Here is a 12,634-nt window from a genome sequence, read left to right on the forward strand (position 1 = left end):
TTAATCTCCATTTCTGGCTCCAGGGAGCAAAAAATGCGGCTTTTGATACTCGGCACCGGCTGGATGGCGCAGGAGCATGCCCGGCAGTTCGGCAAGATAAAGGGCGTCGAAATCGTCGCCGCCGTCGATGTCGACGCCAGGCGCGTCGGCGAATTCGCCGACAGCTTCGGCATTCCCAACCGCTTCGCGTCGCTGGAGGAAGCGCTGAAATGGGGCGCCTTCGACGCGGTCGCCAACGTCACGCCGGACCGCATCCATCATCCGACCACCATGGCTCTGATCGCCGCCGGCAAGCCGGTGCTGTGCGAAAAGCCGCTTGCCGAGAATTTCGGCAAGGCCAACGAGATGGCGGATGCCGCCGAAGCCGCCGGCATCGTCAACATGGTGAACCTCACCTATCGCAATGTCGCAGCACTTCAGAAGGCACGCGCCATGGTGCTTGCAGGCGAGATCGGCACGGTCCGGCATGTCGAGGCGTCGTATCTGCAGAGCTGGCTGGTGTCGAAGCATTGGGGCGACTGGCGCACCGATCCGAAATGGCTGTGGCGCCTGTCGCGCGACCACGGCTCCAACGGTGTGCTCGGCGATGTCGGCATCCACATCCTCGATTTTGCCAGCTATGGCGCCGCCCTCGACATCGACCATGTTTTCTGCCGCCTCAGGGCCTTCGACAAGGCGCCCGGCAACCGCATCGGCGAATACGGTCTCGACGCCAATGACAGCTTCGCCATGACGCTGGATTTCGCCAATGGCGCCTTCGGCGTCGTGCACGCCAGCCGCTGGGCGACCGGCCACTTCAACGAGCTGAGGCTGCGCATCTATGGCGACAGTGGCGGCCTCGAAGTGGTGCACAATCTGGAAGGCTCGGAACTCAAGGCATGTATGGGCGCCAACATCGAGACAGCCAAATGGCAGGTGCTCGATGCCGGCACCGTGCCGACCAACTACCAGCGCTTCGCCGATGCGGTGCTGAGCGGCGTCCAGCCCGAGCCGTCCTTTCACCACGCCGCCGAATTGCAGAAGGTGCTGGACCTTGCGGTCGTCTCGGACGAAAAAAGGGCGGAACTGAGGGCCCACGCCGACACGCAGTGAGGCCGTTTCGTCCGGTTCGGAAAGGAGCCAGCCATGGTCACGCGTCGCGCGGAATGTTCTTGCGGCCAGCTGTCAGCCACTTGCGTGGGCGAACCCGTCCGCATCTCGGTCTGCCATTGCCTGGACTGCAAGCGGCGCACCGGCAGCGCCTTCAGCTTCAATGTCCGCTTTGCCGAAGACGGCGTATCGGTCCAGGGACGATCGGCGGAATTCACGCGCATCGGCGAAGCGGGCGGCCGCGTCACCTACAATTTCTGCCCCGATTGCGGGACCACGGTGCACTACCGGATCGATGTCCAGCCCGGCGTGATCGCCATCCCGGTGGGCGCCTTCGCCGACCCATCCTTCCCGCCGCCCTTCCAGTCCTTCTATCACGACAGCCGGCGCTGCGAGTGGGTCGAGATCCGCACCGAGCCTCTGGTGACGTTCGGCTGAAGCCTAGTGCCTCAGAATCTTGCTCAGAAATGCGCGGCTGCGGTCGGTCTTCGGTTGCGCGAAAAATTCATCCGGCGTGCCGCTTTCGACGATGGCGCCGGCATCCATGAACACCATGCGCTGCGCGACCTTGCGGGCAAAGCCCATCTCGTGTGTCACCACCATCATGGTCATGCCTTCCTCGGCCACCGCGACCATGACGTCGAGCACTTCCGAGATCATCTCGGGATCGAGCGCCGAGGTCGGCTCGTCGAACAGCATGATCTTGGGGCGCATGCCGAGGCAGCGCGCGATCGCCACGCGCTGCTGCTGGCCACCGGACAGTTGTGAAGGATAGGCGTTGACCTTGTCGGCCAGGCCGACCTTGGCCAGCAGCTCGCGCCCGGCCTGCTCGGCTTCGGTGCGAGGAATCTTGCGCACATGGATCGGCGCCAGCGTCACGTTCTCGAGCGCTGTTTTGTGCGGATAGAGGTTGAACGACTGGAAGACGAAACCGATCTCGGTGCGCAGCCGCGTCATGTTGGTGGCGGGGTCGCCGAGGCGCTGGCCGTCGACCACCAGATCGCCGTCCTTGATCGTCTCCAGCCCGTTGATGCAGCGGATCAAGGTGCTCTTGCCCGAGCCGCTCGGGCCGCAGACGACGACGACCTCGCGCGGCTCGACGCTGAGGGTGATATCCCGAAGCACGTTGAGTGCGCCGAACCATTTGTTGACGCCGCGAAACTCGATCATGCCGGTACCATTTTTGCTGGGGCTCGACGTCACAACTGCACCTCGCCATGTGCCGCACCCATGCGGCGTTCCAGCCGGCGGGCCAGCATGATCAGCGGATAGCAGACGATGAAATAGCCGACGCCGACCAGGAAGAAGACCAGCAGCCCGTTGGGCACACGCTGCACCACCAGCCAGCCGACGCGGGTCAGGTCGGTCAGCCCGATCGCCGAGACGACGGAAGAGTCCTTGATCAGCAGCACATATTGCCCGACCAGCGGCGGCAGCACGATGCGCATCGCCTGCGGCAGCACCACCTGGCGCATGCGCTGCCAGCGAGACAGTCCGGATGCAAGGGCTGCCTCGACCTGACCAGTCGGGACGGAACGGATGCCGGCGGCGACGATCTCGCAGATGAAGCAGGCGGCGAGATTGGTCAGCGCGATGATGCCGGCGGTGAAAGCATCGAGCTCGATGCAGAATTCCGGCAGGATGAAGAAGATCAGGAAGATCTGCACCAGGAACGGCGTACCGCGGATCAGGTCGACCCAGGCGCCGATCGCCACACTGATCAGCCGGTTGCCGCCGGTGCGCAGGATACCGAGGCCAAAGCCGAGCAGCGTGCCCAGCACCAGGCTGATCAGCGACAGCACCACGGTCATGCCGAGGCCGCGCAGCGCCAGCGGGTAGCTTCCGGCGAGGCTTTGCAGTTGCTGCCAGATCATGTGCTGCTCCTTGCCGGCTGCAAGCCGAGCCAGCGACCGGAGAGCGCCGCCAGTCCCTTGAGGCCGTAATAGAGCAGCAGGTAGAAGGCGGCGATGGTGATGAAACCTTCCGCCGGCATGAAGCGGTCAGACGCAAGCAACTGGCCGGCGCGCGTCAGCTCGGAAACCGAGATCAGCGACAGCAGTGCCGAATCCTTGACCAGCACGATCGCCTGGCCGAGCAGTGGCGGGATCGTCACCTTGAACGCTTGCGGCAGGATGACAAGGCGCATGCGCTGGATATAGGTCATCCCCGAGGCGACGCCGGCTTCCACCTGGCCGCGCGGGATCGACAGGATGCCGGCGCGGATGATCTCGGCGATATAGGCGCCGCTGTTCAACGACAGCGCGAGGATGCCGACGACAAGCTCGGGCAGCACGAAGCCGAGCCGGGGCAGGCCGAAATAGAGGAAATAGAGCTGCGCCAGCAAAGGCGTGGCGCGCACCGCGTCGATATAGGCCTTGGCCGGAACGCGAAACAGCCAGCCGCGCTGCAGGTTCATGGCAGCGAGCACGATGCCGACGGCAAGCGCCCCGGCAAAGGACAGCGCCGACAGCCACACGGTCGTGACGAGGCCCTGCCCGAACAGAGGCAGATATTCGACGATGGTGCGGAAGCTGAAATTTTCGAGCATGGGGCGGTGACTGGTGAGTGGTGAATAGTGAATAGTGAATAGTGAGTAGTAAGTAGTAAGTAGTAAGTAGTAAGTAGTAAGTAGTAAGTAGTAATTAGGAGGTGGTGATTGGGAAGCAAGAAATAGGGAAGCGTGTCGGGATTTGCGATTCACTACTCACTACTCACTACTCACTACTCATTACTCATTACTCATTACTCACTACTCACTACTCACTACGTCCTATGTCAGTGGTCTTTCTTCCAGGCGTCGGAATTGACCCAGTAGTCGAGGTTCTTTTGCAGGCGGCCGTCGACGCTGACCTGATCGAGGAACAGGTTCATCCAGACCAGCAGGTCCGGCTCGTCATAGCGTGTGGCGAACGCAAGTGGCTCCTTCGACAGGAGGTCCGGCATGATGGTGAAGCTGCCGGCCGGATAGGCGGTCGACTGACCCTTGACCGCCGAGACGTCGTTGACGCCGCAATCGGCCTGGCCGTTGTTGACGGCGTCGAGCAGCAGCGGGCCGCCGCCCTTGTAGCTCTTGATGTCGGCATCGGGGAAGGCGGTCTTGGCCTCCTTCTCGCCGGTGGCGCCAAGCAGCACGGCGATCTTGGTGCCCTTGGCCTTGCAGTCCTCGGTGGTCTTGAACTTGCTGTCGGCCTTGGTGAAGACGGTGCTGCCCGTATACATGTAAGGTTTGGTGAAGGCGACCTTCATGCCCCGCGCCAAGGTCGGCGTCATGTCGGCGACCAGCAGATCGGCCTTGCCCGACAACAGCGCCGGGATCAGCCCGTCCCAGTCGAAATCGAGGAAGGTGATCTTGACGCCCATTTCCTTGGCCATCAGTTCGGCGAGTTCGACCGAACTGCCTGTGCGTTCGCCGGCGGCGCCGACCAAAGAGAAGGGTGGTCCCTGCGTCTGTACCGCGACGCGCAACTCGCCGCGCTTGGTGATGTCGTCGAGTGTCCCGGCACCGGCAGCAGTGGTGAGGCCGGCGAGCGCAAGTCCGGCGATGAAAAGCTTGGCAATCTTCATTGGGCATTCCTCCTTGTTGTCGTTTGTTATTTTCACCCTTCGGGGTGCTTTCTGAGCGGCAGCGCCGTTGCCGGCGGCGACCACCGTCCGAAAATCTGTCTCAGTCCCAGTCGACCGTTTCGGTCACCCGGATGCCGTGCTTGGCCAGTTCGTCGAAGAAGCGACCGTCGGGCACATGCAGCAGCGGGTTGAGCAGGCCGGGGGTAGTGATCTCGCCTCGCGCCAGCATCTGCGCCACGATGCTTGCGGGGTAGCCGACGCCGAGGCTCATGCCGAAAAGGCCGGATTGGAGGTCGCGTTCGATGATCAACTCCGAGGTCACCGTCTTGCGGCGGCCGCCTTCGCTGCCGGAAAAGACATTGCGCATCACGCAAAGGTCCTTCTCGTCGGCGCCGTACTGCAATTGCGGGCCGAGCAGCCGGCCGAGAAATTCGCGCGGGCTGGCGCTGGTGCCGGGCACCTTGTCTTCGGATAGGAAGCCAAGCTCCTTCAGCGGCGCCCAGAACGCCGACCATCCCGGCCAGCGCAGCGTATAACGGCCGGAGCGCTGCAGCCCCTTGGCGGCGGCCAGCATCTCGACGTAATGCAGCGCGTCGCCATTGGGGAAGGCCTCCAGCCGGCCCAGGCCCGTGACCTCGATCTCATGGATGAAGCGGTTGTCGTGTTGCCGGCCGGCCGGCACCGCGACGCGCTCGCCGTCCTCGATCATCACGCTGTCGCGGTTCTGGCTGACCAGAACCATGTCGAAGTTCCAGCTCACCTTGTAGCAAAGCGGCTTGGCCATCGCCTTTGGCTCGGGGATGCCGCCGCAATAGGAATCGATCGATGCAATGCTGTCGAACTGCCTTGCGGCGCGCGCGTAAAGCACAAGGTCGATACCGGGGTCGAGCCCGCATTCGGTCATGATCGAAACGCCGGCTTTTTCCGCCGCCGGTGCCAGATCGGCGATGGCCTTGCCGTAATTGGTGGTGACCAGCGGCGTGCGCGTCGCGATCGCCGCCAGCACCGCCTCGCGCATCAGCGGCTGCGGCAACAGATCGATGACCGCATCGACATCGGCCAGCACATTAACGAGTGCCGGGCCGATCGCACCCTCGGGCACGACGAAACGTACGCGCGAAAGGTCGGTCAGGCCCTCAAGCCGGGCAGGGCCGTCAGAGGCGGTATCGACGCAGACGACTTCTTCGACATCGACGCTGGCGACGAGATCGGCAATGGCTGCCCGGCCTTGCAGGCCGAGGCCGCCCAGAACCGCGATCCTCATGCCGGCTCCTTGCGCGCCGGTGTTTCTTCCGACCAGCAGCCTTCCGGCAGGCTGACCCATTTGTTGCAGGAAGCCATGACGACGAAGGTCTCGCTGCGCACGACTTCGCCCGGAATGCCCGCGCCGGGGATCAGCTCGCTGGTGATGCGGTAGAGGTCGGCGACATCGCCGGCCACGGTCACGTCGACGATGATGTCGAAACGCCCGGTGACGACGGAGGCCGAGTTGACGAAAGGCAGTTCCGAGATGCGCTGCGCCAATTCGCGGGCGCGGCCGCGCCCCTGCGCATTGATGCCGACAATAGCCGAGATCAATTCAGGGCGTTCGGTCAGGTTGAGCAGCCCGACGATCTTGAGCAGGTTGCGGTCGAGCAGGTTGCGCAGCCGCGTGCGCACCGTCGGCACCGAGACCGCCATTGTCTCTGCGAGCCGATTGATGCCGGGCTGGGCATCCTGCGACAGCAATTTGACCAGTCGGCGGTCGGTCTGGTCGAGGTGTTCGCGCAAAGGCTCAAACTTTCACAAAAGAGAAAAATTTTGAGGCGTTTTCTTTATTATATGAAAATATCATAGGGACAATATTTTAAAACAGCAAGAGCGGTTCCGACGGTTTGTCAACACGCCGGATACACCCGACGCCCGACCAGGTCGCATCGCCGCGCGAAACATCGTTTCGGCGCAAAGGGTCTATCTGGATGGATCAGCGACTATCGCCCAGCACGGAAGATCGCCACCGCGGCCGCCGTCAGCGCCGCATTGCCGGGTGCAGTCGTTCCGTCAGGCAACTCCTTGCCGTCTTCCAGCCCGACGCGCGTCGACCACTTCCGCTCCGCCGCCCGCTCGAGGAAGGGCCACACGGTCGCGTTCTCGCCATGCAGCAGGATCGAGCGCCGGATGCCGGCGCGTTCCAGCACGGCCTCGATGCCGTCCGAAACGGCGAAAGCCTCGTCCAGCGTCTGCTCTGAAATCTCGATCAGGATGCGCAGCACCCGTCCGCCATGGTCGAGGCTGACCAGGCGCTCGGCGTCGGCGATCGACGCCAGCCCGGCTTCGATGCCGATGCCGCGCTGGCGCAGGCTTTCCATCACCAGCGGCGCCGCCGCCTCGCTGAGATTGACCGAGGCATAGTCCGGCAATTCGCGCCAGCCGGCGATGGCCACAAGCGTGCGCTGGTCGTCATTCTCGATCCAGGCGCCGGTGGAGACGCCGATCAGCGTGCCCGGGCAAGCCCGGCGCAGCGCCAGAACCGTCGCGTCCATCGCCGCCGGTGCCAGGCTTTCGCGGCCGTCCAGCCCGCGCGCATGCACATGCAACTCGGCCGCACCGGCGGCCACAGAAGCAGCACCGTCGCGCGCCATGGCGTCGGCATCGAGCGGCAGTTGCGGATGAAATTCGGCGCCGCGCGCGCCGTTGATGCAGGTCTGGACGATCATCGGAGGAACGACCCGGTTGCGGTTGCGGCCACTCTAGCCGAGGCCGGCGCAAACCGGAATCAGGCAGCCAATCATTCCTGACAGGCGATACGCCGGTGGTGGCTGCAGGCAAACGCCTTTCCGATCCCACAAGCAGGAGAGGGGAAGCGGCCGGCGGCGCTGCCGGTAGCCAAGGCCGTAAGAACCGGACTCCGTGCCGGCAAGCATTCTGGCAGATGGTCAGCCGCTTGACGATTGCCCATTCGGCTCAGATGACAGGTTCCGGCTCGACCAGGCACTAATGCGCGCCCAATCGGTTGCTTTCCCGCCATGCGACTTCATCGTTTGCTACTTCGGCGAACCACTGGGCCTCACTCGACGTCAAACCAAGAAGGACGCGACCAGAGTAGTCGGTGGGCTCGTCGACCGTCGAGTCAAACACCGCCCAACTGTCATCCGGCTCCTGCACTGCGACGAACCTCATTTGAGCCTCCATTGTGCGAAGAGGCCAATATAGCAGTCAGCGCCCTGCGGCCGTGTGAATGAGCCCACATATGGAAAGCTGCGCCTTCGCGCTTGTTCGTATCGGCTTGAAATCGGGCAATTTTTTACGCCCTGGGTGCACCCAGGCGTCGCTGTCGTTTTCACTCGATCAGCAGCAAGCCGCGCTTCTTGTCGCCATCGCTGTCGATCGTGTCCATGGCCGAGAACAGGCGTTCACGCTCGACCAGCCAGGGCTTGTAGCGTTCGTTGACATCGAGGACGAAAACCATGTCCTCGGCCTCCAGATAGCCACCGATCGGGGAAAAATGGCCGCTGCCGGCGCCGAAGATCTTCTCGCGGGTGAAGTTGATGATGTAACGGCGGCCCGGGTCGTTGGCGCGCTTCATGTGCTCGCGGAATTCTTCGGCGCTCAGGTCCCGCAGCACGGAGACTTTCCGACGGGTCTTCGTTTGAGCGACCTCGGCAACCTCGTCCAGCGTGAGCCCGATAATGCAAAAGCCTGTCCAGCACTTTCCCGTGCCCTCGAGGACCTCGGCCTCGCTTGTCTCCTCCTCTCCGATGGAACGGAATGTGTTTGCGACGCTGGCCGGACCGCACCGCGAGCCGTTCGATTGCCAGTCAAGGCCGGCGTTGAACGTGGCCGCCACCGGCAGCTTCCAGGCGCTGTCGATCAGTGCAGGGGTACGGATAACCGACGATTGGATTGCGTCGGGCGAAACCGCGGTCTGGCCAACAAGCAACAGTGCGCCGCCGCCAAGCAGGCCAAGGCCGGCAACTGCAATCAAACCAAAGGCGAGACTGCGCTTCATTGCCGAACCTCGAAACAGTGCAGCAACAGGACAATTCAGAAGTGCCACAGCGTAGCGAAATCGGAGACAACAGTCGATGTTGCGGCGTCGACCCCGGGCGTACCATATAGCGGGGCAGGGCGCGCGCCACGGCGGCTGCGCCCTTGATTCTTGTCTGCCGCGGTCGAAAGGATTTTACCATGGGTGAACTCAAGGTGAGGACCCGCGTCACCGGCGCGCTGGCCGTCCTGCCGCCGGGCGGCCTGCCGCTCGTCACCACGCCGACCGGCGGCACGGTCGATGTCGTCACCGCAGTCAGCGCGCCGGGTTTCAATCCGCTCGACCTGCTCTACGCCTCTTTGGCCGCCTGCATGGTGCTGAGCGCCCGCATCGCCGCCACGCGCCTCGGCGTTGCCGACCGGCTCGGCGAGGTGAGGGCGGAGGTCGGCGGCGAGAAGGCGAAGGACGAGCCATCGCGCGTCGAGACGTTCAACATCAGGCTGGAGATTGCCGGCGACCTCGACTTGGCCACCAAGCAGCGCATCGTCGAGGATGCCGAGGCGATTTGCACCGTCTCCAACACGCTGCGCGGCTTGCCTGAATTGCACGCGACGTTGGGGTGAGGGGTTATGGCCGAACTTTCCCCGATCGACTACGCGACGGCATCCGCCGAAATCCGCGCCGAGCACGACAGGGAACTCGCGCTGCGCGGCCGCATGACCAACATGAAGCGGATCCTCCTGCAGTCGCCGGCCGCCCACCGCATCTACGCCGAATGGTTCACCCTGCGCGACCTGCTCAGGCCCACGCTCGGCGATCGCGCCATCTGGCTGTTGTCGCTGGCGATCTCTGAAGCCTGCCGCGCCGAGATTCCGGTCACCTTCTTCCGCCGCGCGCTGATTGACTCAGGGCTCGACCCCGGTAGCATCGAACCCACCGCCGACGAAGCAGTGCTGATCGACTTGGGCACGGCGATTGCAACCGACGCCAACGCGGTTTCTGATGCGATCTGGTCGCAATTGAAAGCAAGTTACGACGAGCCGCTTCTGGTCAATCTCGTCGCCTTCGCCGGCATCATGGTGGCGACCTGCGTGTTCACCAACGCGGTGCGCGTCGATCTCGATCCGGAGCTGGAGGGTTATCGGAAGCGGTGACGTGCGATCTTCCCTTCTCCCCTTGTGGGAGAAGGTGGCCGAGCGAAGCTCGGTCGGATGAGGGGTGTTCCAGCTTGGTATTGTGTCTGAAATCGCCGCCGCCTCATTCCTTCCAACACCCCTCATCCGTCTCGGCGCTGTCGCGCCGATCCACCTTCTCCCACAAGGGGAGAAGGGAAAGTGGCGCCCAATCTCCGCAGGAAACGGGTGGCTCCCACCTGCCGTCCGCCCCACTTTCATGGGCAACAAAAGCTATCGGGAGCGAAATCCATGACCATCCATTCTATAAGTGCTCGTCGTGCAAATCGTTCGGCGGAGGCGCGCGTCGCCGATCAGGACTGGAGCGAACTGGCTGGCGAACTGAACAACCATGGCTGCGCCGTCATGGAAAAGCTGCTTTCGCCCGAGGAATGCGCCGAGATCGCGGCGCTCTATCCGCACGAAGAGCACTTCCGCAGTCATGTCCACATGGCACGTCACGGTTTCGGCAAGGGCGAGTATCGCTATTTCCGTTACCCTTTGCCTGATCTGATCGGCGCCTTGCGCACCGCGCTCTATCCGCGTCTGGCCGAGGTCGCCAATGATTGGAACGAGCGCTTGGGGCTGGCGCAGCGCTATCCCGCGGACCACGCCGCATTCCTGAAACAATGCCACGACAACGGCCAGATGCGGCCGACACCGCTCTTGCTGCAATACGGCCCCGGCGACTTCAACTGCCTGCACCAGGACCTCTATGGCGATCTCGCCTTCCCGCTGCAGGTGGCAATCCTGCTGTCAGAGCCAGGTGAGGATTTTACCGGCGGCGAGTTCGTGCTGACCGAGCAGCGCCCGCGCATGCAGAGCCGCGCCGAGGTCGTGCCGCTCACCCAGGGCGACGCTGTGGTCTTCGCAGTCCACAATCGCCCGGTGCAAGGCACCAAGGGCCACTATCGCGTGAACCTCAGGCACGGCGTCAGCCGCCTGCGCTCGGGCATGCGGCATACGGTCGGCATCATCTTCCACGACGCGAAGTAGAGGCCTGGCGCCGCGGCTGCCAATCTCCCCGCGAAGGGGGAGATCGGCTGTCACTGCCGCCGTCGCCAGTCTTCACTGTCGGCGCTGCGGCGCTTCTGCCTCTTCCCCCGGCACCCTCATTCGCGTATGGCCCCGGACAAATCCCTCAACCTCGCATCGGCCTCCCGGAACACCCCATGATTCGTCTCGAAAGCATCGGCAAGCAGAATGGCCGTCAGATCGTCTTCATCGAGGCTTCGGCCGCGCTGCAGAAGGGCGAGAAGATTGGCCTTGTCGGCCCCAACGGCGCCGGCAAGACGACTTTGTTTCGCATGATCAATGGCGAGGAACAGCCCGACGAGGGCCAGGTGCAAGTCGATCGCGGCGTCACCATTGGTTATTTCAGCCAGGATGTCGGCGACATGGCAGGCCACAGCGCAGTCGCCGAAGTGATGAACGGCGCAGGGCCGGTCAGCGACGTGGCGGCCGAAATGGCGGAACTCGAGGCGGCCATGGCCGATCCCGCCCAGGCCGACCGGATGGACGAGATCATCGAAAAATATGGCGAGGCGCAGCACCGTTTCGAGGAGCTCGACGGTTATGCGCTCGACGGCCGCGCACGTGAGGTGCTCGACGGCCTCGGCTTTTCCCAGGAGATGATGGACGGCGACGTCGGCAAACTCTCCGGCGGCTGGAAGATGCGCGTGGCACTGGCCCGCATCCTGCTGATGCGGCCGGACGTCATGCTGCTCGACGAGCCGAGCAACCATCTCGATCTCGAAAGCCTGATCTGGCTGGAGCAGTTCCTCAAGGGTTACGACGGCGCGCTGCTGATGACCTCGCACGACCGCGAGTTCATGAACCGCATCGTCAACAAGGTGGTGGAGATCGACGCCGGCTCGCTCACCGCTTACTCCGGAAACTACGAATTCTACCAGCAGCAGCGGGCGATCGCCGACAAGCAGCAACAGGCGCAGTTCGAGCGCCAGCAGGCGATGCTGGCCAAGGAGATCGCCTTCATCGAACGCTTCAAGGCGCGCGCCTCGCATGCGGCCCAGGTGCAGAGCCGGGTGAAGAAGCTGGACAAGATCGACCGCGTCGAGCCGCCGAAGCGCCGCCAGATCGTCAATTTCGAATTCCAGCCGGCGCCGCGCTGCGGCGAGGACGTGGTGACGCTGAAGAACGTCCACAAGGGCTACGGCAGCCGCTCGATCTATGAGGGGCTGGATTTTCAAGTCCGCCGCCGCGAGCGCTGGTGCATCATGGGCGTCAACGGCGCCGGCAAGTCGACGCTGTTGAAGCTGGTGGCCGGCGCGTCCGATCCCGATGCCGGCACGGTGGCGCGCGGCCCGAGCGTCAAGATGGGATATTTCGCCCAGCACGCCATGGAACTGCTCGAGGGCGAGCGCACCGTGTTCCAGACGCTTGAGGACAGCTTTCCGCAGGCCGGCCAGGCGCCGCTTAGGGCACTCGCCGGTTGCTTCGGCTTTTCCGGCGACGAGATCGAGAAGAAATGCCGCGTGCTGTCAGGCGGCGAAAAGGCCCGGCTGGTGATGGCGCTGATGCTGTTCGACCCGCCCAATCTGCTGGTGCTGGACGAGCCGACCAACCACCTCGACATCGCCACCAAGGAGATGCTGATCACCGCCCTCTCGCAATATGAAGGCACGATGCTGTTCGTCTCGCACGACCGCCACTTCCTGGCTGCGCTCTCCAACCGCGTGCTCGAACTGACACCCGAAGGCATCCACACCTATGGCGGCGGCTATACGGAATATGTCGAGCGCACCGGGCAGGAAGCGCCGGGGCTGAGGAGCTAGAGGCTAGGCGGCAATTGGCACAAGGCGGACGCCCACTCGCGTCTGCC

Annotated in this window: 15 protein-coding genes; 6 read left to right on the forward strand and 9 right to left on the reverse strand. The window is 63.6% G+C overall.

The annotated features are described in order from the left end of the window. The first annotated feature begins 33 nt into the window (after positions 1 to 33). Positions 34 to 1,092, forward strand: coding sequence for a Gfo/Idh/MocA family protein (locus DH08_RS22855; RefSeq protein ID WP_192181434.1), 1,059 nt, complete (start codon positions 34 to 36; stop codon positions 1,090 to 1,092). Between the two features lie 33 nt (positions 1,093 to 1,125). Further along, positions 1,126 to 1,527, forward strand: coding sequence for a GFA family protein (locus DH08_RS22860; protein ID WP_192181435.1), 402 nt, complete (start codon positions 1,126 to 1,128; stop codon positions 1,525 to 1,527). 3 nt (positions 1,528 to 1,530) lie between these two features. Here DH08_RS22860 and DH08_RS22865 read toward each other — a convergent pair whose 3' ends face one another. The 9 genes from DH08_RS22865 to DH08_RS22905 form a co-directional block, all read right to left on the reverse strand. After that, entirely contained in the window at positions 1,531 to 2,259 is a 729-nt protein-coding gene (locus DH08_RS22865) for an amino acid ABC transporter ATP-binding protein (protein ID WP_192181436.1), read from the reverse strand. Between the two features lie 29 nt (positions 2,260 to 2,288). After that, complete coding sequence (locus tag DH08_RS22870) at positions 2,289 to 2,963, reverse strand: amino acid ABC transporter permease (protein WP_192181437.1); 675 nt, start codon at positions 2,961 to 2,963, stop codon at positions 2,289 to 2,291. Further along, positions 2,960 to 3,637 carry an amino acid ABC transporter permease gene (locus tag DH08_RS22875; RefSeq protein ID WP_192181438.1) on the reverse strand — a complete coding sequence of 226 codons (678 nt, stop codon included), beginning with the start codon at positions 3,635 to 3,637 and terminating at the stop codon, positions 2,960 to 2,962. The genes DH08_RS22870 and DH08_RS22875 overlap by 4 nt, the downstream gene beginning before the upstream one ends. Positions 3,638 to 3,864: 227 nt before the next feature. Then, a complete protein-coding gene (locus tag DH08_RS22880) occupies positions 3,865 to 4,653 on the reverse strand; it encodes an ABC transporter substrate-binding protein (RefSeq protein ID WP_192181439.1) in 789 nt (262 codons plus the stop codon). 100 nt (positions 4,654 to 4,753) lie between these two features. Further along, positions 4,754 to 5,917, reverse strand: coding sequence for a saccharopine dehydrogenase family protein (locus tag DH08_RS22885; protein ID WP_192181440.1), 1,164 nt, complete (start codon positions 5,915 to 5,917; stop codon positions 4,754 to 4,756). Continuing rightward, positions 5,914 to 6,423 carry an Lrp/AsnC family transcriptional regulator gene (locus DH08_RS22890; protein WP_192181441.1) on the reverse strand — a complete coding sequence of 170 codons (510 nt, stop codon included), beginning with the start codon at positions 6,421 to 6,423 and terminating at the stop codon, positions 5,914 to 5,916. The genes DH08_RS22885 and DH08_RS22890 overlap by 4 nt, the downstream gene beginning before the upstream one ends. A gap of 200 nt (positions 6,424 to 6,623) precedes the next feature. Next, on the reverse strand, positions 6,624 to 7,349 hold the full coding sequence (locus DH08_RS22895) for a 3-keto-5-aminohexanoate cleavage protein (RefSeq protein WP_192181442.1): 726 nt from the start codon (positions 7,347 to 7,349) through the stop codon (positions 6,624 to 6,626). A 277-nt stretch (positions 7,350 to 7,626) separates the two neighbouring features. Then, the gene (locus DH08_RS22900; protein ID WP_192181443.1) at positions 7,627 to 7,812 is read right to left on the reverse strand and encodes a hypothetical protein; all 186 of its coding nucleotides are present in this window, start codon (positions 7,810 to 7,812) and stop codon (positions 7,627 to 7,629) included. Positions 7,813 to 7,972: 160 nt separating this feature from the next. Then, positions 7,973 to 8,641: a phytochelatin synthase family protein gene (locus DH08_RS22905; RefSeq protein WP_192181444.1), complete on the reverse strand. Its 669-nt coding sequence runs from the start codon at positions 8,639 to 8,641 to the stop codon at positions 7,973 to 7,975. Positions 8,642 to 8,820: 179 nt separating this feature from the next. On the opposite strand from DH08_RS22905, the gene DH08_RS22910 reads away from it, so the two are divergent. The 4 genes from DH08_RS22910 (at position 8,821) to DH08_RS22925 (ending at position 12,587) form a co-directional block, all read left to right on the forward strand. Then, entirely contained in the window at positions 8,821 to 9,243 is a 423-nt protein-coding gene (locus tag DH08_RS22910; RefSeq protein WP_192181445.1) for an OsmC family protein, read from the forward strand. Between the two features lie 6 nt (positions 9,244 to 9,249). Continuing rightward, positions 9,250 to 9,774 (forward strand): carboxymuconolactone decarboxylase family protein, encoded by a 525-nt coding sequence (locus tag DH08_RS22915; protein WP_192181446.1) that lies wholly within the window; start codon positions 9,250 to 9,252, stop codon positions 9,772 to 9,774. 270 nt (positions 9,775 to 10,044) lie between these two features. Continuing rightward, entirely contained in the window at positions 10,045 to 10,788 is a 744-nt protein-coding gene (locus DH08_RS22920; protein ID WP_192181447.1) for a 2OG-Fe(II) oxygenase, read from the forward strand. A gap of 176 nt (positions 10,789 to 10,964) precedes the next feature. Then, positions 10,965 to 12,587 (forward strand): ABC-F family ATP-binding cassette domain-containing protein, encoded by a 1,623-nt coding sequence (locus DH08_RS22925; RefSeq protein ID WP_192181448.1) that lies wholly within the window; start codon positions 10,965 to 10,967, stop codon positions 12,585 to 12,587. The last annotated feature ends 47 nt before the right edge of the window (positions 12,588 to 12,634 follow it).

Source organism: Mesorhizobium amorphae (assembly GCF_014843845.1).
Taxonomy (GTDB): domain Bacteria; phylum Pseudomonadota; class Alphaproteobacteria; order Rhizobiales; family Rhizobiaceae; genus Mesorhizobium; species Mesorhizobium amorphae_A.